The organism is Acinetobacter pragensis, from assembly GCF_001605895.1.
Lineage (GTDB): Bacteria > Pseudomonadota > Gammaproteobacteria > Pseudomonadales > Moraxellaceae > Acinetobacter > Acinetobacter pragensis.
Genome location: NZ_LUAW01000008.1, coordinates 1 through 21,819, shown reverse-complemented (window position 1 = coordinate 21,819; position 21,819 = coordinate 1). Strand labels below are relative to the sequence as shown.

Genomic DNA, 21,819 nt, shown 5'->3' with positions numbered 1-21,819 from the left:
TCAAATTGCTGAACGCGTGGCGCAGGATATTCCCGATGGCGCCTATGTCAATTTGGGCATTGGCCTGCCGACCCGAATTTCAAATTACCTGCCTTCAGATAAAGATGTTTTCCTGCATTCAGAGAATGGCCTGCTGGCGTTTGGCCCGCCGCCTGCTGAAGAGGACCGCGATCCTGAACTGATCAATGCCGGCAAGGAATTTGTGACGCTGCTGGAAGGCGGCGCTTATTTCCACCATGGGGATTCATTCGCCATGATGCGCGGCGGACATTTGGATATTGCGGTACTGGGCGCTTTTCAGGTGGCTGAAAATGGCGACTTGGCCAACTGGCATACCGGCGCGCCGGACGCCATTCCAGCAGTCGGCGGCGCGATGGACTTGGCCGTGGGGGCAAAAAAAGTCTTCATCACCACAGACCATGTGACCAAAAAAGGCGAACCGAAGATTGTGGCTGAACTGGCTTATCCGGCTACCGGCCTGAAATGCGTTGACCGCATTTACACCGACCTGTGCGTGATTGATGTCACCCCAGAAGGCATGAAAGTGATTGAAAAGGTGGATGGCTTAAGCTTTGACGAATTGCAGGCGATGACCGGCGCGAAGCTGGCGGATGGGACAATCTAAATAAAAAGGAAGTCCCTCTTTATAAAGGGGGATTCAGGGGGATTTTTAGGAATAAATCATATTTTTAAAATCCCTCCCAGCCTCCCTTTAAAAAGGGAGGAGCTTTCAGATAAGGATTTAAAAATGAAAAACGCATACATTATCGATGCCATCCGCACCCCATTCGGACGCTATGCCGGCGGTCTGGCGCCGGTTCGCGCTGATGACCTGGGCGCATTGCCGATTAAAGCGCTGATGGAACGCAACCCATCCGTGAATTGGCAACAGGCGGATGACGTGATTTACGGCTGCGCCAACCAAGCCGGCGAAGACAACCGCAATGTCGGGCGCATGTCAGCGCTGCTGGCTGGCCTGCCACATCAGGTGCCGGCCACTACAGTCAACCGCCTCTGCGGTTCATCGCTGGATGCCGTGGCAATGGCGGCGCGGGCGATTAAAGCCGGTGAAGCBGATCTGATTATTGCCGGCGGCGTGGAAAGCATGTCCCGTGCGCCGTTGGTGATGGGCAAATCTGACAGCGCGTACGGCCGCGGCCAAAAGCTTGAAGACACCACCATGGGCTGGCGCTTCATCAACCCGAAGCTGAAAGAACTCTACGGTGTCGACACCATGCCGCAAACGGCTGAAAATGTGGCGGAGCAGTTCGGCATCAGCCGTGAAGATCAGGACGTGTTTGCGCTGACCAGCCAGCAGCGTACGGCAGCAGCGCAGGCGAATGGCTTCTTTAAAAAAGAAATCATTCCGGTGACCATTCCGCAGCGCAAAGGCGATGCAATCGTGGTGGATACCGATGAGCACCCACGTGCTTCAACCACACTGGAAGCCTTAACCAAACTCAAACCGGTTGTTAAAGCTGATGGTACCGTCACCGCAGGCAATGCTTCCGGCATTAACGATGGCGCAGCGGCACTTTTAATTGCCTCTGATGAAGCGATTGAAAAGTATCACTTGAAGCCCCGCGCCAAGATTATTGGCGCAACCGTAGTTGGCGTAGAGCCGCGCATCATGGGCTTTGGCCCGGCGCCAGCGGTCAAGAAGCTGCTGGCGCAAACAGGGCTAACAGTTGAACAGATGGATGTGATTGAGCTGAATGAAGCTTTTGCGGCGCAGGCTTTGGCGGTGACGCGTGAATTGGGCCTTGCCGACGGCAGTGAACGGGTGAATCCGAATGGCGGCGCGATTGCGCTTGGCCATCCGCTGGGGGCATCCGGTGCGCGCTTGGTCACCACGGCGCTGAATCAGCTGGAACGGACCGGCGGCACATATGCGCTGTGTTCAATGTGCATTGGCGTCGGTCAAGGCATCGCTTTGATTATTGAACGTGTTTAATCCTCAATAAAAGTCCCCCTTATCAAAGGGGGATTTAGGGGGATTTATAAAATTAAGGATTTTAAAATGCCAACATTTACTTCAAATGATGCTGAAATCAATTACGCAACCTTTGGTGATGCCAGCAAACCTGCGATTATTTTTTCCAATTCTTTGGGAACCAATTATCAAATGTGGCAGCCGCAGATAAATTTCTTTAAAAAAGATTATTTTATTGTCTGCTATGACACCCGCGGTCATGGCGCATCATCGGCACCGCAAGGGCCTTACAGCTTAGAACAGCTGGGGACGGATGTCGTCAATCTGCTGGATCATCTGAATGTTGCAAAAGCCAGTTTCTGCGGTATTTCAATGGGCGGCTTAACGGGCCAATGGCTGGCAATTCATCATCCTGAACGCTTTAACCATGTGATTGTCTGCAATACAGCGGCAAAGATTGGTCAAGAGCAAGCATGGCTGGAACGCGCTCAGCTTGTTCGCCAGCAAGGTTTACAGCCAATCGCGGCTACTGCAGCATCGCGATGGTTCACAGAAAGCTTTATCCAAAGCCAAGTAGCAATCGTTAGAAACTTGAGTAACAATCTGGCAGCTGGCAGCGCAGACGGCTACGCGAGCTGCTGTGAAGCTTTGGCTAAGGCTGATTTACGAGAAGATTTAAAAACCATTCACGTACCTGTAATAGTCATTGCTGGTCAGCAAGACCCCGTCACAACAGTGGCAGATGCTCAATATATGACAGCCAGAATTCCAAATAGCCAGCTTATCGAAATTAATGCCTCGCATATTTCTAATATTGAATCGCCAGAAGCATTCACACAAGCTTTACGTACTGCCTTTAATTAGTTAAGCATTCCTCTTGAGATGCAATGCCTGTGTATTGCATCTTTTTTTCATGCATTCATCTTATGTACTGAGTGCAGTTATAGAAATTTAATGCAACTATACCCCCATAAATCATTGCCCTACTTAACAGCTTCAGCAATGACCAGAAATAAGTAAAGTACAGCAAATCTCAAGCGTAAATTTGCTGTAAATATTCAACATACCGCCAATTTAAATGGCTTTTACTGCAACATTATTGTTGATCAAAATTCAAAAAAACTCTTTGATAATCTATCTATTCAACGCACTTCACGCATTTTGCGAACCATGGCATTAAAAAATTTATTAGCAAATCCGCTGTCACGAATCAACATTGCCGTTAAATCTGTACATTTTTGCTTAACCTCTTCATTGAGCAGAAAATCTTCCCCTCCCAAAGCGCCCGCTTGGCATTGAATTTCGGCAGCGCGCTGTACAGTCCACAGTAAAAAAAATGCTTTTTCAATACTGCTTTCCCCTACAGCAATTCCATGATTTCGCAGAACTAAAATATGCTTATCTGCAAGATGCTGAATCATCCGCTGCTTTTCTTCCTGAAACAAAGTGATGCCTTCAAAAGCATGATAAGCCACTCGGCCATATAACTGTGCGCCATAGAAGCTGTCATAAGTAAAGCCATTTTTTTTCTGCACCACTGCACTAATCGGTGTTGTATGAGTGTGAATCAAACAGCGTATATCATGCCTAGCCCCGTGAACGGCACTGTGCAAAGCAAACCCCGCAGGGTTCGCATCATATTCAGAAGGTTCTACTTTGTTCCCATCTAAATCGACTTTCAATAAGTTTTCTGGTGTCACTTCACTATAATTCAGCCCGAAAGGATTAACTAAATAATGGTTTTCTTCACCTGGCAGCCTCGCGGAAATATGATTAAAGATTGTTTCAGTCCAGCCAAAATAATCGACTAAATGATAGCAATCCGCCAGTTTCACACGCAGTTCCCATTCCTGCTGGCTGATATTCAAAGGTTGAATGCTTGCGTTCATAAAAATCCTTTTTAAATCTTCAATGATTGTTCACTTAAATATGCCGTTAAATTACAAATATGCTTCGTAACTGGCATAGGGCAATTAAATTGCTCGGCCAGTTCAAAAACAGCTTCCGCTATTCCTGCCATTTCTAAGGGCTGTTTCTTTTGATAGTCATGCCACATCGATGTATGCACATTGCCCATATCTGTCCCCAGCTGTAAAAAAGTCACAGGATCAATAGCAATGCGGGCACCATAACTGGCAGCCACTTGCCGGACTTCTTGGGTAATTTGCAGCGCCATTTCATGTAGGCGCGGATGCGCATAGATGTCTTTTAAAGTGGCGCCTGTTACAACAGAAAGCGGGTTCGAACTTAAGTTGGCAATTACTTTGGTCCAAATCTGATCCCTTATCTGGTCGGTAAGCCTTAACTCAATCCCTGTATCTACAAAAAGGCTTTGAATTGCTTCTAAGCGTTTTGTAACTTGGTTATTTGGCTCACCTAAAATCAGCAGATATGGATTATCTGACTCCACTTTTCCATATCCCTTCAGTTTTGCTGTGATAAACACCACAGCGCCGATTAAATGCGCTAGAGGAAAGTGCTTAATCAATTGCCTATTTTCGTCTAAGCATTGAATGGCCTGTATATCATCAGTGCTTTGCCCTTGATAAAAGTACCAAAATGGAATGCCGTTCATGAGTGGAACAACTACAGTTTCAGTATGCAATACAGGCTGAATAAATGCGGCTACTTGATGAAGCGCATTTGATTTTGTCGCAATAAAAATAATATCTTGCGGCTCAAGTTCTGCGATATCCTGCACAACCTGATAGGGTATCAACTGATATTCGCCGGTTAAATCCTTCAGCTGAATACCTTGACTGGACAGCGCCTGATAATTTTCACCGCGTGCAATTAGGCTGACACATTCACAGCCTGACAAAATGAGCCTAGCTGCCAATGTACAGCCAATGGCTCCAGCGCCTAAAATAGCGATTTTGGCATTTTTTTCCATCATGCACTCCTGCTTAAATGCAAAATTAAATAGAAAGAATGTCCTGATGCTTACTGTTAATCCCTAAATAACTTTCAATAATTCTTGGGTCTTCCGCCAGATCTTGACCCGTCCCCTGCATAGACAATTCACCCATTTCCAGCACATAGGCATAGTCAGCCAGCTTCAAGGCTGCGCGCGCATTTTGCTCTACCAGTAAAATAGACACGCCTTGACCGCGCAGCTGATCAATAATTTTAAAAATCTCTCGGGTAATTAATGGCGCTAAACCAAGGCTCGGCTCATCCAGCATCAACAGTTTAGGCTTCGCCATAAGCGCACGCCCCACAGCCAGCATTTGCCGCTCGCCACCTGACAGCGTGCCCGCTTCTTGAATCCGCCGTTCCTTTAAACGCGGGAAAATACTATAAACTTCATCCAGCGTTTCTTTTAAACTGCGGTCGCCATGCCGATAACGCTGAAATCCGCCCAGCATGAGATTATCTTCAATGCTCATGCTGCTGAACAATTCCCTTTTTTCAGGCACTAAGCCTAGTCCGCGTACGACCATTCGCTCTATCGGCGGACATTGCTCGACACTGCCGTCAAATTCAACATCACCTTTTGAAGCAAGAACGCCCATGATTGCAGAAAGCAAAGTGGTCTTCCCTGCACCATTTGGACCGACGACAGACACAATCTGCCCTTCATTTACCCGCATATTAAAGTTCATCAGCGCATCAACCTTGCCATAGGCCACGCTTAAATTACTGACTTCTAATAAGCATTTTCCTTGCGTATTTTCTGTTATCGCACTCATGCTGCGCCTCCTAAATAAGCTTCTAGAACAGCCTCGTTCTTTTGCACATCCTCTGGCAGGCCTTCTGCTATTTTTTCACCAAACTCCATCACTACCACGTGATCGACCAAATTCATCACAAAATCCATATCATGCTCAACCAATAAAGTCGCCATGCCTTCTGCCTTCAGTTTCATTAAAAGCTCGGCCAATGCTTGTTTTTCTTTCAAACGCAGGCCAGCAGCAGGTTCATCCAGAAGCAATAAGCTTGGGTGAGCGCATAAAGCACGCGCAATTTCCAAAATCCGCTGCTGCCCTAATGCCAAATTCCCAGCTTCGGTATAGAGATAATCCCCTAGCCCAACCCGCTCTAATTGAAATTTTGCTTCATTCAGTAAATTATTTTCTTCTTCACGGTCTAACCTGAACAGCGAAGCCCAAACGCCCTTTTTGCCACGTAAATGCGCGCCAATCACCACATTTTCCAACACTGTCATTTCCGGCAAAATTTTGACGTGCTGAAAAGTTCGGCTCAGCCCTTTTTGAGCAATCTCACGCGATAGCATGCCATTGATTTTTTCACCTAAAAAGATGACTTCACCGCTGGTTGGAACATCGACACCAGACAGCTGATTAAACATTGTGCTCTTGCCTGCGCCATTTGGGCCAATAAGCGCCAGAATTTCGCCTGCATGAATTTTTAGATTCATATTATTGTTGGCGACCAAACCGCCAAACTTTTTCGTCACATTTTTTGCTTCTAAAATCAGCGTACCTTTTGGAGGCAATTCCAAGGCAGGAAGCGCTTGAGTCGGTGCGGTTAATTCTGTATGCAAATCATTAGCTCTAAAACGCGGCGGTATGAGCTTAACAATCATTGGCCATAAGCCAGATGGCGCTTTTTGCATCAGCAGGACAATCATTAAGCCAAAAACAATGGTTTCATACTGCCCATCGTTGCCAAAAATAACTGGCATTAAATCTTGCAGCCATTGGCGCAGCATTGTGAATATGCCTGCTCCAAATATTGCGCCCCAAATGCTACCTACACCGCCCAGCAAAGCCATAAACAAATAATCAATCCCCATCTGTAAACCAAAAGGTGTTGGGTTGATAAATGATTGGTTATGCGCATATAACCAGCCTGAAATAGAGGCAAAAACTGAAGATATAACAAAGACTACCATTTTGGATCTAAAGGTATTTACCCCCATAGACTCCGCCATGACTTGCCCGCCTTTTAGCGCACGTATTGCACGGCCTTCTCTGGAATTCAAAATATTTTTGGTCAATATAATGGCCATAAATAAAATTAGCCAAATGAGATAAAACATTTTATTGCTGGTATCTAAAGCATATCCAGCAATAGAAATACTCGGAATATTGGAAATTCCTGAATGGCCGCCTAAGTTTTCAATGGTTGAGAAAAAATAATAGAGTGATATACCCCAGGCAATGGTGCCTAAAGGCAAGTAGTGTCCAGACAGTTTTAACGTCAAGCCTCCCACAATAAATGCCGAGACAACCGTCAAAACAATCCCTAAAAGCAGCCCTGCCCATGGACTGCCGCCCGTCCACATTAAAAACTGCGGCAGCTGTTCTGTTACTGTTAAATAAGCTGTCGAATAAGCGCCAATTCCAACCAAAGCTGCTTGACCGAAACTGGTCATGCCGCCAACCCCAGTCAAAAGTACCAAGCCTAAAACGACTAGTGCATTCAGCCCGATATAATTAAGAAGGGTGACCTGATATGCAGGTAAAATGAACGGGCTAAGGGCCATAACTGCAGCAAAGCCTGCAAATAAATATTTAGACTTCATTCATGGTCCTCCTCAATGTGGCGAGACGTTAAAGATTTCCAAAGCAAAAATGGAATAATGAGGGTAAAGACAATAATTTCTTTATAATCGCTGGCCCAAAACATAGAAAATGCTTCAATAATGCCAACGGCTATGGAACCTGCGGCCGCCACAGGAAAACTTGCTAAACCGCCAATAATTGCGCCGACAAAGCCTTTAAGGCTAATAATAAAACCGGAGTCATAATACAGCGTCGTAATAGGCGCAATTAAAATACCCGCAAATGCTCCCATAAAAGCCGCCATTGCAAAGGTAATTTTTCCTGCAAAAATGGGAGAAATCCCCATCAGCTGTGCTCCTACCCGATTTACTGCAGTGGCTCTGAGTGCTTTGCCATAAAGTGTCTTTCCAAAGAAATACCACAGCACAATAATCATGCTGAAAAACGCAGCAATAATATAAAGGGTTTGACTGCTGACGGCCAAGCTGCCCAATTGGTATACAGCATCACTGAATGGTTTAGTCTGTGCCCCGTCTGGGCCAAAAATTAACAAGCCAATACCGACTAAAGCCACATGCACGGCAATAGAAACAATGAGCAGTACCAATGATTTTGCAGCCACTAAAGGCTGAAAGAATAAACGATAGATTTGCGGGCCAAGCGGCGTAATGACAGCCAAAGCAAGTAAAACTTGAATAAACATCGGCAGACTTGCCAATGGCAGTAAATACATTGCAGCAACCACTAAACCAATGTAAACCGCCCAAAGACTATGGCTTCTTAAATTAAAATGCGTTTTACTCTTTAAACTCGCATAAAGATCAAGGAGCAGCTGAACAGCAAAGAATATCACCAGCAGCCATACAATGCGGCTTGGTGTCCCAGCTTGAATTGAGGCAAGTGTCAGTGCGCCAAAAACACTAAATTCACCTAAAGGAATGAGTAAAATTCGGGTGACAGTAAAAACCAATAAAATGCACAAAGCGAGCAATGCATAAATTGCCCCACTGGTAATACCATCCTGCCCAAGAATTAATGCGATGTCTAAATCCATGACCGCCTGATCCTTGCTATTTTTCAGGGACAAAGGCTCTCTAAGAGCGACTGTACCCTGAATTTAATAACAGATTAATTAATTTAAAAATTTATTACTTCAGCAATTTCCATTGCCCATTTTTTACAGTGACCATAACCCGGCCACGCTTATCAAAACCGCTGTGATCCATTGGCGTCATGTTATAAACACCTTGAGTTCCTGCCAGTTCTTTGGTTTGTTCCAATGCTGTCCGCAATGCCTGGCGAAATTGAACACTCCCCGGTTTCGCCTGCTTTAATGCGGCTGGAATCGCCTTTTCTAAAAGCAGTCCGGCATCATAGACATTCGCACCGAATGTCGCTGGATATTCACCATACATTTTTTTGTAATTGTTCATGTACTTCAAAGCGACTGCTTTAGAAGGATGCTTATTGTCAATTTCATTAATCACCAGCATCAGGCTGGCCGCTAAAATTGTGTTATCAACTTTTTTGCCGCCCAATTTTAAAAACTGATCTAAGGCTGCACCATGAGTTTGATAAATTTGCCCGCGATAGCCGCGGTCATACAAAGCGACTTGCGGTGTTACTGCAGCACTGCCCGGCGCTGCAATTAAAATCGCTTGCGGCTTGCCTGCTATAAGCTTCAGCGCTTGCCCAGTCAATGAAGTATCCTGACGCTGAAAAGACTCTTTCTGTGTAATTTTAATGCCTTTGCTGGCAGCTAAATTTGCAACGACTTTGCTCCAGTTCTCTCCATAAGGGTCGGCTGTACCAATAAAGCCTAATGTTTTAATCTTGCGTTTGACCATATCCTCGACTAAAGCTTGAGCAATAAGATCATCATTCTGTGTGGTCTTAAATACCCATTTTTTTTGCGGATTCATTGGCAGCACAACAGTTGATGTGCCAACAGGCGCAAGCAACGGCACTTGCGCTTTGGCAATAATTCCAATGACTGCACTGGCATTCGGCGATCCAGAAGGGCCAATAATGGCATCTACATTGCTTTCACTGATCAACTTGTTAATTGCTTTTACGCTTGCAGTCGGATCACTCGCATCATCCAAGGAAATATAAGTGACTTTTTCACCGCCAATCGATTTAGGCAGCAATGCAACTGTATTTTTCTGTGGAATTCCCACCATTGCCACAGGGCCTGTAGATGAAGTGACGACACCAATACGCACTTCTGCATGAGCAGTTACAGAACCTGCTGCTAGGGCAGAAACAAGCAATATTTTATTGATTTCCATATGACAAACTCCATTTATCATTCATTAAAGAGTCTCACGACTCCATTTTTTATAACATAAATACATGTAATTTTCTTGTTAATTTTAAAAAATATCATTTATCTTAAAAATTATTCTTTAGAATATATTTCACTCAAAAATATCTAAACTCGAATACTCTTTGCAGAGAAAACTTCTGCATCTTTTATATATATTAAATTCAAACCAAAAAATTACAATAAAATACAGACACTTACTTTTTTAAAATCACGTTTTCATTCTTAAACTTATCAATAAAGCTATCTTTTTAATTTCTTTCAATTAGAGAAAGTATAACTATATACCCGCTAAATAGTGGAAAATTACATGGATAAGTAATAATTTAAAATAATGAACAAGGCATGTTCATAGGTGAATTAAGCCACTTTGCATACGTGGCTGCAGTCAGACGGTTCACTTCTAAATCATAATGAAAGTAAGGATCTTTAAATTGAAAAATCATATGCTGAATGATCAGCCTCCTTATAAAAACGCTTTAACCCGATACGGCGTTTTAGGCTTAAGCTGCCTGTTTCTCGCAGGCTGCAGCTCATCTTCAACCTTAGATCCAGTATCTATTCAAAAACAAGTCACCATTAAGCGCGATAACTTTGGAACGCCGCATGTTTATGCAGAAAATACCTTTGGACTGTTTTACGGATATGGATATGCTGTCGCTACAGATCGGCTATTTCAAATGGAAATGTCTAAACGCACGGGGCAAGGTACGGTAGCCGAAGTCTTAGGGCCAGACTATTTGCAATATGATATTGCGACCCACAGCCGGTTTAACCCTGAAAACATTAAAAAGCAGCTTGCTCAACTGTCTCCAGAAGACCGCGCAATTTTTGAGGGCTATGCCGCCGGTTTTAATAAAAGAATCAAAGAGGTTCTCGAAAACCCAGCGCTTATGCCAAAAGAATTTATCGATTATGATTTCAAGCCGTCAGCTTGGCAGTCCGAAGATATTGCAATGATCTGGGTTGGCTTGATTCTGAACCGTTTTTTTGCATCCAGTTCAGAAATTTCTAATTTAGACCTGCTTACTCAGCTGCAGAAAGAAAAGGGACAAGATGAAGGCTTAAAAGTTTATCAGCAATTGCGCTGGCTGGATGACCCGAGCGCTCCGACTATTATTCAGTCAGAACAAAAGCCTCCGTTTTCAGCACAACAAAAACAAGCCTTTACCAAGGTTCGGCCTATTTCAAAACAGGCAGCTGAAAACTATTTAACCCAAGCCCGCATAGCTTTAGGCAAAGGTGTCATTGATGGTGTACCCACTGCAAGCAATGCGTGGGTTCTCAAAGGCAATAAAACCGTAGAAGGACAAGCGGTTTTATATAACGGCCCTCAGCAAGGATGGTACACCCCTGCCATTACCTACAGCATTGGCTTGCATGGCGCTGGCTATAATTTAACAGGGATTACGCCTGTTGGCCTGCCTGCTATTTTGTTTGGGACTAATGGCAAAATTGCATGGGGTTCAACTGTCGGTTCACTGGATACCAACGATTTTTACCAGCTGAAAATCAATCCAAACAATCCCAAAGAATACCTCTATCAAGGGTCATACATTCCTTTTGAATATCATAAAGTTAAAATTAAAGTACGTACACAGGCCGACTATGCTTTAGATGTCTATAAGAGCAAACAAGGTTTTGTCACGGCATGGGATGAGAAAAATCAAATGGCTTATGCACAAAGAAGGAGCTGGGAAGGTGTTGAAGTCGAAACTTTATTAGGCTGGGCGAATGCGGCCAAAGCAGCCAATTGGGAAGAATTTCTGAAACAAGCCAACCGTGTCGCAGCATCCATCACGTGGTTCTATGCCGATACAGACAATAATATTGGTGTTGCTGCATTAGGCCGTTTGCCGATCCGTCCAGAAAATCAGCATCCCCAGCTTCCTGCTCAGGGCGATGGCTCGATGGAATGGCAAGGTTTCTATGATTTCACTCATAATCCCAAAGAATACAATCCTGAAAAAGGCTATATCGCCAGCTGGAACAATAAAGCTTATGCAGGGTTGCGCTCAGACTCATCTAATTTTTCGCATGTAGACCGCGTCAACGAGTTGCTTGAACCGCTTGAAAGCAAGCAAAAGCTAAGCCAGCAAGAAATTTGGGACATTAATAAAACTGGTGCATGGGCTGATCTCAACGCACGCTATTTTATGCCGTCTATAATTAAAGCGACACAAAACCCGAAAGCTTCTGAGGCTGCAAAAAAAATACAGCCTTTACTGTCCTCTTGGGACTATAAGCTTCACCCAGATCATGAAGCAAAATATTATCAAGGGGCATCTCCTGCCATTATGCGCGCATGGCTGAATCAAATGATCGAGCTGGTTTTAAAGCCCAATCTGTCGGAAAGTATTTACGCCCGTTATACAGATACACTTTATCCAGTTAATTTAGATCCGCGCAGTGCCCAGCCCGCCAGTGCATCCAAGTTAATCTGGAATGCGCTTCAAGGAAAACAGTCTAGTGTTCCTCAACAAATTGACTTCTTGAAAGGGCAATCTCCTGATGATGTGGTTTTAGCTGCCCTTGAAAAGGCTTTAGCAGTCCTATCAAAGCAATACAACTCTGCAGATCCGAATGATTGGAAAATTCCTGTTGCCACTATGGGCTTTTCAGCCAAAAATTCCGTCGGCATTCCATGGGCAGATCTGGCGCATCAGCAAAAATTGAGTACTTACGGCAATACAGGCAGTGCCTCTTTTAGGGTAGTACTGAACCCAAATCAGGTCACTATGTGTTCAATATTAGCCCCAGGTCAAAGTGGTTTTATTGATAAGAATGGCAAATTAGATGCTCATTTTTCCGATCAATTGCCATTGTTTGAAAACTATGAGTGTAAAGAAGATGCAGTGGATCAGAACAAAATTGACCAAAGTACTAAGCAAAGTATAACTTTGAACTATTAATCATTAGCGCTATGTGATCTTTTATTTATAAAAAGGTCTGTCATAAAGAAAATGACGGACCTTTTTTGTTGTAACTTACAAAAAAGGTCTCTATTTTCACTGGTCTCTGAGAGGCTTAATAACGAATCATCACAGATTTTAATTCAGTATAGTCTTCAATGAATGCATCCGAGAACTCACGCCCTACTCCTGAAGCCTTGATACCGCCAAAAGGTACTGAAGGATCAAGAAAAGTATGCATATTCACCCAAATTGAGCCTGCTTCAATTTGCGGAATTAAACGTAGCGCCTTAGCGAGATCATTGGTCCATAAACTTGCAGTTAAACCGAAGCGTGAATGATTCATCATCGCTATCAGCTCTTCATCACTTGTAAATGGAATGACATCCACAACAGGGCCAAAAGTTTCTTCAAGAAATAATGGATCATCAACGCCCTGAACTTTTAATAAAGTGGGCTCAACAAAATAGCCCGTGCCTTGTATGGCATGACCGCCGCTAATCACCTGATTATTTTTTTGCGCCAAATGAAGGTAATGCTTAACTTTATCAAAATGCGGCTGATTTGAAAGCGGGCCGAACATACTCGACTCATCTAATGGTGAGCCGATTTTTAGCTGCTGAAGTGCTCCTGAAACTTTCTGGACAAACTCATCATATTTTGACTGATGAATAAAAAAGCGTTCTGGCGCTGCACAAACTTGCCCCTGATGTACAAAAGTTGCCTGTAATAAAGTGGGTAAAATCTCATCAATACACGCATCAGCTAAAATGGCAGCTGCATTTTTCCCACCAAGCTCCAGACTGACACGAGTCAAATCACTGCTCATGGCCTGTTTGCCAATAGCGATACCTGTTGGCACAGAGCCTGTAAATGAAACCTTTTTCACCAATGACGAATGAATCAAATGCTGTCCTGTATCGCCTTTACCTGTAACAACATTAATGACACCTGCAGGAATGCCAGCCTCCAGTGCCAGTTCAACCAAACGCAATAATGTCAGGGTCGCAAATTCACTCGGTTTTATGACAATGGTACAGCCCGTCGTCAAAGCTGAACCAATTTTCCAAATCCCAATCATTAATGAAAAATTCCAAGGCACAATGCCTGCCACGACACCCACAGGCTGACGTACGGTATAGGCGGTATATTTTTCGCCATTCATTGACGGAATAGACGGCTGCATGGTCTGGCCATGAATCTTGGTTGCCCAGCCTGCAAAATACCTTAAAAATACGACAGACTGGGCGACTTCTAAATGGCGCGAAAGATTAATCAGTTTACCTGTACTCAACGTCTCGAGCTGTGCCAGTTCTTCAGCATGCTGTTCTACTAAATCGGCAAGTTTGTTAAGTTTTACACCACGCTCATAAGGTGAGGTATTTGCCCAATCATTGGTGAATGCATCATGAGCGCTCTGAACCGCCTGCTCCACCTCTTCCTGTCCGCCAACGGCGATCGTTGCAATCACTTGTTCTGTTGCAGGATTCAACAGTTCTATCCGTTCTGAGGTTGCTGGCGCAATCCATTTACCATGTACAAAGTGGCCATGCTGGCGCGCCATAAATTGGCGTACACTTTCTAGAATTTGAACTTCACTCATTTTATTTTCCTATTTTTTTAAATACTGAAATCATATTATTCAATGGGCTATCAAATTTATTTAATAGGTGTATTGCAGCAGCAACTGGGCATAGGTATTCCATTGATTATCTGGAAGCTGCGAGCCGCTGGTTTGAATATCTTTTTTAGGCTTATAGAAACCTATTAAAGGGATTACATTAATGTGCTTATTTGCAGACCATACCGAATAAAAATCCAACTCATAAGCACTCAGATTTTCTTGCGCTTTTTTAATGCTATCGAACTTATAGGCAAATGCGCCCAGCATTAGGTTTTCTTTAGGACTCATTGAAAAAGACAGCTGATGTGCATTCACATTCCGGTTATTTGGCCCTGCATAATTTCCAGCCACTTCACCTTGAACCCACTCGCCGATTCCGACTGTATTTCCATAGAACATCGGATCATAATTTTCGGAATAATGACTGAAACGATAGCCAACTGCTGAATGATAAGCTGAATTTGGCAAAGTATAATTTAAGGCAGCGTAACCCGCATTTTCATTAGATCGAGCATTATCCTGATATACAGCTTCCGCTTTGAGCTGTAAATTAGGATTCAAGGCATAATTAGCTCTGAGTGCGTAATTTTTTAAATGATGGCGGTCTGTTTCCTGAAAAGCATCATCCAAATCCAGTACATTCAGATAAGTTCCGCCGATCCCAAATTTTTCTTCTTGATACATGGCATCGGCAACCAGCATTTCTGTTGAATACTGCGCTTTATTGTCTGACTTTAGATAGTACAGTCCTGTGCTTAGGTTTTCCCAAGGACGATATTGCAAGGCCGCAGTAAAATCAAACGCTTTTCGGGTCGCCAAATAATAGGCCCCGCCTCGATCCAGCTCGCCATCAGCAACTGCCTTTCCTAGATTTACGGCGTCCCCTGACACCATAAAGCCATCACCGACAATAATATTTTGCCGTCCCACCGAAACATCATAACGAGAATATGCTTCCTGCACAGGTGTGTCTTTAAAACCAAGTGACCATTCACCTAAATTGGTTCTGCGTTCATGGCCATTGGTTACATTGCCAGCATCGCCGTCACCAAATGTTCCTGTGCTAATCGCTATGGCACTGCCATAAAGGGCATTCTGGCCAAAACTGGCTGAACCTTTAAAGCCATATTTAGCACCAATTTCTTGCCATGTTTTTTCCGGATGGGTATCTTCCGGGTTAGCGTAACTTTTTTCACTATGAAAAATACCCAGTATGACATCCGCATAAGGCTGAATTTCATAATCTATTTGGCTAGCGGCCTGAGTCATCGGTAAGAAAAATGAGCATGCCAGTGCCAAAGCTGTCTGTTTGAACAACTTCATTGGATCAATCCTTTAGAGAGTAAGGGTTAACGCTCCGGTTAACCCTTGAAAATGGAGGAATTAATGATGACCTGTATTTTGCTTTTCTTTCTCGGTCTCAATATTTAAAGACGGAGTACTGTCAAAAAAGTTCCACGGCTTTAATAGTGTATTGACCCATTCAGTTGGCATAATTGGCCATTCTTCAGCCCTTGCCACATGCGTGGTTCCTGTTGTTAACCAAACCACCAAATCTTTATTTTCGATATTTTGATTATTATCAATAAATTGGCCTAAACCTGTATCATGTGTTGAACGGTTAGAATATTTACCTTCCGGATAGCGTTCGTCCGCATTATATTGAGTGACCCAAATCTGTTTATCCATAAAGCTTAAGCGTTTAAATAGCCATTCATCCGGGCTGAATTGCGCCCCTTTCGCAATAGGATGCGTACCGCCAGCAAATGGAATCAATTGATAGGACACAGGATTCCCCATCTTATTTTCTTTATTCAAGTTACTGATTAAACGAATGCTGGATGGGTCAAACTTCTCTGTTGCACTCTTTTCGCTATCGATTACTTTCGTATCAATTTGCATACTGCTTGTGCGTACGCCACCATCCGTGGTCGGTTTAATTACAGGGTCCATATGGACAAAACTATTTGGGCCTCCATCAACATCCATATCTAAACGATAGTTATAAATATGCTGATGGGTTGTTCCCACAATATTATGGTCAATCAGCGTGCCGTATTTGGTGTCTTCTTTGGCTGTTGCATCATGCATCGTCCGTGTTTTTACACCTTTAACAGCTTCAATACCCGTCGCCCCTGCATTGAGGCCAATGGTGCCATTTTGACCAAACACCCAGTCAAACATATAGTCATAGTTACCCACAGTACTGATCCATCGCACCACCAATTCGCGGCGCTCTTCACTGGCATCCTGATCGCCAAAAATTTCTTTATGTTTATACTCTGGCCCTGCATAGCGCTCAAAAATTGCAATCGCATTCGGAATCACCTGTGGCTGCCCCGTATAGTCGGCAATCACTGCATCTAAAAGTACCGCATTATTAGGGGCGTCTTTCCCCGGATTAATGGATGAGGTCAATGTGCCCATGCCATATTCACCAGAGTCTAAATATGATTTGAAATACCAGCCCAACTCAGGGTCACCGTACGGTACGACCATGCCACCCAAGTTCCCTTCGTACATGACCTTTCTTTTCACGCCCTTGTCTTTATAGGTAACAGTCGAAAGCTGCAGGCCCACACGCGAATCTAAAGAAACATGTAGACACCAATTGCCCCAGTGGACGGTCTGACCAGAGATTGAAAAATTTTTACCTTCCGGCTCTACCATATTAAGAGGCTTAGGCGGGGTCTTGGTATTTTTACTTACATAAGGTTTTGGCGCCATGGGCACAGGAATCAATGATCCTTCTTCAATTCGAATCACTTTTTGCTGATTTAAATCTACGACAGCCACTAAATTTTCAATTGGATGCGCCCAGTAGTTACCATCACCTGTATCTAAATAAGAGACAACTTTAAGTACATTCAGTTCTTTATTCAGGCCGTCTTTCCCACCGAAATATCCGACAGTCAATGGGTTTGCAATGACTTTTTTCACGTCATCAATGCCACGTTTCTTTAATGCTTTTCGATAATCAGCACTGTTTTCAATAGCTTTTTGCACAGCTTCAAAGTTATCAATCAAAACCATGCCGTGCGTATTTTCCAATACATTCCACTTGATGACTTCTTTACTGTTTAAATCAACTTCGCCTTCAATTGCCGTATTGCCTTTTAACAAATTAAAAACGGCAATACGGTGGTCAGTAAAAGGTTTGTTATCAATGAAAGTATCCCAAACTTTCGCTTTATCTGGTTCTTTAAGCTTTAATTCAGCAAAGCGCATATTTGGATAGGCATATTTAGATTTTTGAATAATGTCATACGCCGCTTTAAGTTCTGCTGTATTTAAGCCATTCAATGGATGCGGCGAATTTTCTACAGTAAAAGTTTTGTCTAAACCGGACTGGAACACTTCATTAATAAACCCAGCGCTCACAACAGCCTGACCATTTTTTTCAACCAGCGGCACGCTGACTTTGAGCGGCTTCCCATTGACCAGCACTGTATCTGAATTTGGTTTTGCCCGTACAGTTAATGAGCCTTTAGAAATAATATAACTATTCGTAAAATCATCTTTTTTAACATGCGCCCCGAAATCACTCATATTTTGATACAGCGGAACCATCTCCGCTGCCTGACTATGTGCATGCAGTGGCTGGCTTAAGCCTAAAACAGCCCCCATGATGCCAAGATTTATGCCAATTACCTTTTGAATTGCTTGTAATAATTTATTCTGACGCATTGCTTACATCCTCTGTTCGCATCTTTTCATTGCCTTGAAATATGGTGCAAAATCCAACGTCCCTTGTGCTGCATCATATTTAAAAGCAAACCCCTTGGGTCAAGCCGCATGCTTCAATGCAACTTTTCATCTTATTTAATTTGATCATTTTTCATGCTGACAGTTCTTGTCTAGGAGTGACCTGAATGATGTCAAAAAATGACATTCTAGCGGTTGAATAAATGGCTAAAACAACATTAAAAAAATAAGCTCAACTCAGCCATAAAAAACAGCTTTGTCAAAAAATAAAATACCCAAAATTTTACAAGTCACATTCTTTATATTTATATGAATAAAAGGCTACTTCCATATAGAAACAGCCTTTTATTCATAACCAATCAGATGCATGTTAGCTGCTTGTTAATTCCGATCCGCCTCTCTAAATTGACGAGGCGAGATGCCATAGGCTTTTTTGAATATTTTAGAAAAATGCGCACTGTCGCCAAACCCCCACTTCAAAGCAATTTCAGTAATTGATAATTTCTTATTTTTTAAATCTTTTAATTCAAATTCTACTTTTTCCAGGCGTTTCATCTGAATATATTTATTGACCGATTGCTGCTCGACCACAAATAAACGATATAAATGCCTTAATGACACGCCAATGTGCTCGGCAACTACTTTAGGCGAAAGGTTAGCGTGAGCGAGATTTTCTAAAATATAGCGTTCCGCCTTTAACTTTAAGGAGCCGCTGATCTGAACATTCTTATAATTAATCGTGGGTTTAATCAATGCAATCAAGGCATCTTCAAAAGCATTTCCATCTTCTTCTGCATACCAGAATTGAATATTTTCACTGGAAATGGTCTGCAGCATATTTTTCAGTAAATGCGCACTCATATTGTGGCTAATCAATTTACCAAAATGTTCTGCCGTAATGGCCTGCTTAAACAATTTGTCCCGCGAAAGATGAACTGAAATATGGCTAAACAACCCTTGCGGGTACATTGCAATATGCTCATTAGAATCCAGCAAAACGATGTCACCTTCGCTTAGGAATAAAGTCTCATTGCGGTATTTCAGCAGCATTTTTCCCGTATATTGCAAAATCAGAAAACAAAATCGATCTTTAACCCGATCTAATATCTCCGGTTTTCGCTCAATAAAATTAGCATTGCTTTTAATAAAAGCAATTTCAGTTTGACCAAGCAAAAAAGATTTTACTTCCCCAATAAACAGTGAACTTTGTCCATCAAAGCGAGTTTCAAACTCACCGCATATGCCCTGAATATGTTGTGTCCATGTGCTGATTTCATTTTTCATAGAATGACTCACCTCCATGCACTTCAACTTCAATAGTTGAAATAACGGCGGGCTATGGTCTTTCCACCTGTTTAGGTGGTTCAATCTCAATAGCCCTTGTTCTTTAATCAATCATATCTTTGCTTTATTGCCCGCTCTATTTACATAATGCCGGCAATATCCCGTAAAATTTTAATAAAACTGTCTTTTTCATTGTCCGAATATTTATTCAATACTTCATTTTGGTGGCTGTCTGCAATATCAAATAAATAATGCGCAGTTTTCTTCCCTTTCTCTGTCAACTTATAAAAACCATCACTTTCAATCAGCAAGCCGTCTTTTTCCAGAATTGCAGCCGATTGTTCAACTTCGCGCATTGGCATCGCAATATCACGCGGCAAATCTGCTTTGCTTGAAGCGGTTCCGCTGCCTAAAACCAGTAAAAGCCGGGCTTCACTGGTACGGAAACCTGTCACCAGCTGCTTAGGAATATAATCGTTTTGATAGAATTTAAAGGCGCGGCTCATCAAATAGCAGACATTGCCATGCAAATGTCCTTGATGCATCTGACCGACATCTTCAGTCTCAATCGATTCTTTAACCTGCAGCAAAGGATGCGGCGTTACACCTGAATAAGCCCCTTGATGATAAACCAGCGGACTGCGGCCCTCATCATGGAAGTTCACCACTTTACCAATAATAATCCAGTGATCACCGCCTTCGATAATTTGATGGCGCTCACATTCAAAAACCGCAGAGCAATGGTCTAGAACTGGCGCCAGTCCTGCACCTTCCTGAAAACTGGTGCCTTCATATTTATCGATATTGCGGCGTGAAAATTTATTAGAAAGTTCAATTTGCGAACCCGACAATATATTGACAGCAAAATGTGTCGCTTGCTCAAAGACATGAAAGCTTGACGAATTTTTATCAATGCTCCAGAGAATTAAAGCTGGGTCTAAAGAAACGGAGTTAAAACTGTTTGCTGTGACCCCTACCTTTTCGCCTTGTTCATTTTGCGCAGTCATAATAGTGACGCCTGTAGCAAAATTGCCTAATGCGCGTCTAAATTTCATTGGATCAATTTTTACGGTATCCATCGTCTGTAATGCGTTCATGCTTCTCTCCTGAATTTTGCAGTCCTATTCCTGTGCGGACTCTATGCTGTGCAATTCCAATTTGAATCGTAGTTACTTAAATATCTAAAACCAGACGGGCCGATTTAGACCGGGAACAGCACACCAGTATTTGTTCGTTGCTGGCTTTCTCTTCGTCGGTAAAATATACATCGCGGTGATCTGGTTCACCTTCAATCACATCACACATGCATGTGCCGCAAACACCCTGTTCACATGACATTTCTATCTCAATGCCTTCACGCGCCAACGCCTGTAAAATGGTTTCCTCAGCATCAACCATAATGATTTTGCCACTGCGTTCGGCCACTACTTCAAAAGCATCACCGCCAGTTTCTACGTCGACCTGAAAATATTCTTTATGAATCTGATTTTCAGGAAAGTTCTGCGTTAATGCTAAATTAATCACCCAATCCATAAATCCATTGGGGCCGCAGGTATATATATGGCTTTCTGCATCAACATTCTGTATGGCCGATTGGAAAAATTCACGGTGGCTTGCGCCCTCTGATTTAAAATGAAAAGTCGTGAATTTAGCGAGCTCACCATTTTTAATTTCGTCCACAAAGGCGCAGCGCTCTGAACTTGCGCCGCAATAATGCAGCTCAAAAGACTCACCTTGATGGGCCAGCTGATAAGCCATAGTAATAAGCGGTGTAATGCCGATCCCGCCGCCAATCAATACCGAATGCTTGGCTTTTACCAAAGAAAAAAGATTTTTCGGCTCACTGACTTGAATGTGCATCCCGTCTTTTAAATCGTCAAAAGCGGATACAGAACCGCCTCTGGATTCGGGATCGCGTAAAATTCCTAAACGGAAAATACCGGTTTCATCCGGATTTTGGCAAAGTGAATACTGACGCACCATGCCATTCGGCAAATGCACATCAATATGCGCACCTGCTTCAATTTTTGGTAAGGCTGTAGATGTTGCAGATTCAAATTCCATGACTGCAACGTTTTCGCCTTCTACATGGCGGTTTTTGACAACAACATTATAAAGTGCAGTCATAATTAATCTCCCTTTTATGCATAAAGCCTAAGGCTCAACGCATAAATAATCCGCCGTTGATATCCCACGTTGCACCTGTCACAAAACTGGCATTTGGACTTGCCAATAACGCGCACGTTTCCGCAATAAATTCCATACTGCCTAAGGCTTTGACAGGAATGTTCTGAATAAACTGTGCCATCTTTTCGTCAGCGACTACACTGCGCACAATTGGAGATTCCATTGGGCCAGGCGCAACCGCATTGACGGTGACACCTTTCGCGGCAAACTCTTTGGCGAAAATTTTCGTCAGGGTCACAATGGCGCCTTTAGTCGCAGCATAATGCGCACCTGTCGCCGTCCCGCCATTTTGACCGGCTAAAGAAGCCATATTGACAATACGGCCATAACCTTTATCTGCCATATATTTGCCAATAATCTGACAGGACTGGAATGTA

17 protein-coding genes are annotated in these 21,819 nt (G+C 43.2%); 4 read left to right on the top strand and 13 right to left on the bottom strand.

Features of this window, described 5'->3' with window-relative positions:
- The 3 genes from AZH43_RS02165 to pcaD form a co-directional block, all read left to right on the top strand.
- On the top strand, positions 1–625 hold a 625-nt coding region (locus AZH43_RS02165), incomplete at its 5' end, for a 3-oxoacid CoA-transferase subunit B (RefSeq protein ID WP_067666135.1).
- Positions 626–748: 123 nt separating this feature from the next.
- On the top strand, positions 749–1,954 hold the full coding sequence (gene pcaF / locus AZH43_RS02160; protein ID WP_067666132.1) for a 3-oxoadipyl-CoA thiolase: 1,206 nt from the start codon (positions 749–751) through the stop codon (positions 1,952–1,954).
- 66 nt (positions 1,955–2,020) lie between these two features.
- Complete coding sequence (gene pcaD / locus AZH43_RS02155; RefSeq protein WP_067666129.1) at positions 2,021–2,797, top strand: 3-oxoadipate enol-lactonase; 777 nt, start codon at positions 2,021–2,023, stop codon at positions 2,795–2,797.
- Positions 2,798–3,075: 278 nt separating this feature from the next.
- Here pcaD and AZH43_RS02150 read toward each other — a convergent pair whose 3' ends face one another.
- From AZH43_RS02150 to AZH43_RS02125, 6 genes are all read right to left on the bottom strand, one after another.
- Positions 3,076–3,822 carry a class II aldolase/adducin family protein gene (locus AZH43_RS02150; RefSeq protein WP_067666126.1) on the bottom strand — a complete coding sequence of 249 codons (747 nt, stop codon included), beginning with the start codon at positions 3,820–3,822 and terminating at the stop codon, positions 3,076–3,078.
- Between the two features lie 11 nt (positions 3,823–3,833).
- On the bottom strand, positions 3,834–4,829 hold the full coding sequence (locus AZH43_RS02145) for a ketopantoate reductase family protein (protein ID WP_227509768.1): 996 nt from the start codon (positions 4,827–4,829) through the stop codon (positions 3,834–3,836).
- A 22-nt stretch (positions 4,830–4,851) separates the two neighbouring features.
- Complete coding sequence (locus AZH43_RS02140) at positions 4,852–5,625, bottom strand: ABC transporter ATP-binding protein (protein ID WP_067666123.1); 774 nt, start codon at positions 5,623–5,625, stop codon at positions 4,852–4,854.
- Positions 5,622–7,424, bottom strand: a complete 1,803-nt coding sequence (locus tag AZH43_RS02135; protein ID WP_067666120.1) for a branched-chain amino acid ABC transporter ATP-binding protein/permease — start codon at positions 7,422–7,424, stop codon at positions 5,622–5,624. The genes AZH43_RS02140 and AZH43_RS02135 overlap by 4 nt, the downstream gene beginning before the upstream one ends.
- On the bottom strand, positions 7,421–8,458 hold the full coding sequence (locus AZH43_RS02130) for a branched-chain amino acid ABC transporter permease (protein WP_067666117.1): 1,038 nt from the start codon (positions 8,456–8,458) through the stop codon (positions 7,421–7,423). The genes AZH43_RS02135 and AZH43_RS02130 overlap by 4 nt, the downstream gene beginning before the upstream one ends.
- 94 nt (positions 8,459–8,552) lie before the next feature.
- Positions 8,553–9,695, bottom strand: coding sequence for an ABC transporter substrate-binding protein (locus AZH43_RS02125; RefSeq protein WP_067666115.1), 1,143 nt, complete (start codon positions 9,693–9,695; stop codon positions 8,553–8,555).
- A gap of 481 nt (positions 9,696–10,176) precedes the next feature.
- On the opposite strand from AZH43_RS02125, the gene AZH43_RS02120 reads away from it, so the two are divergent.
- Positions 10,177–12,642 (top strand): penicillin acylase family protein, encoded by a 2,466-nt coding sequence (locus AZH43_RS02120; protein ID WP_067666112.1) that lies wholly within the window; start codon positions 10,177–10,179, stop codon positions 12,640–12,642.
- Between the two features lie 115 nt (positions 12,643–12,757).
- On the opposite strand, the gene AZH43_RS02115 is transcribed toward AZH43_RS02120, so the two are convergent.
- The 7 genes from AZH43_RS02115 to AZH43_RS02085 form a co-directional block, all read right to left on the bottom strand.
- Complete coding sequence (locus AZH43_RS02115) at positions 12,758–14,245, bottom strand: aldehyde dehydrogenase family protein (RefSeq protein WP_067666109.1); 1,488 nt, start codon at positions 14,243–14,245, stop codon at positions 12,758–12,760.
- A 60-nt stretch (positions 14,246–14,305) separates the two neighbouring features.
- Positions 14,306–15,589, bottom strand: coding sequence for a hypothetical protein (locus AZH43_RS02110; protein ID WP_067666106.1), 1,284 nt, complete (start codon positions 15,587–15,589; stop codon positions 14,306–14,308).
- Positions 15,590–15,649: 60 nt separating this feature from the next.
- Complete coding sequence (gene tynA, locus AZH43_RS02105) at positions 15,650–17,953, bottom strand: primary-amine oxidase (RefSeq protein ID WP_067666103.1); 2,304 nt, start codon at positions 17,951–17,953, stop codon at positions 15,650–15,652.
- 399 nt (positions 17,954–18,352) lie between these two features.
- Entirely contained in the window at positions 18,353–19,255 is a 903-nt protein-coding gene (gene feaR, locus AZH43_RS02100; protein ID WP_406564600.1) for a transcriptional regulator FeaR, read from the bottom strand.
- Positions 19,256–19,395: 140 nt separating this feature from the next.
- Positions 19,396–20,352 carry a p-hydroxyphenylacetate 3-hydroxylase reductase component gene (locus AZH43_RS02095; RefSeq protein ID WP_067666100.1) on the bottom strand — a complete coding sequence of 319 codons (957 nt, stop codon included), beginning with the start codon at positions 20,350–20,352 and terminating at the stop codon, positions 19,396–19,398.
- Positions 20,353–20,428: 76 nt separating this feature from the next.
- A complete protein-coding gene (locus AZH43_RS02090) occupies positions 20,429–21,382 on the bottom strand; it encodes a PDR/VanB family oxidoreductase (RefSeq protein ID WP_067666097.1) in 954 nt (317 codons plus the stop codon).
- Between the two features lie 34 nt (positions 21,383–21,416).
- Positions 21,417–21,819, bottom strand: a 403-nt coding sequence (locus AZH43_RS02085) for an SDR family NAD(P)-dependent oxidoreductase (protein WP_131796920.1), incomplete at its 5' end; no start/stop codon positions are given.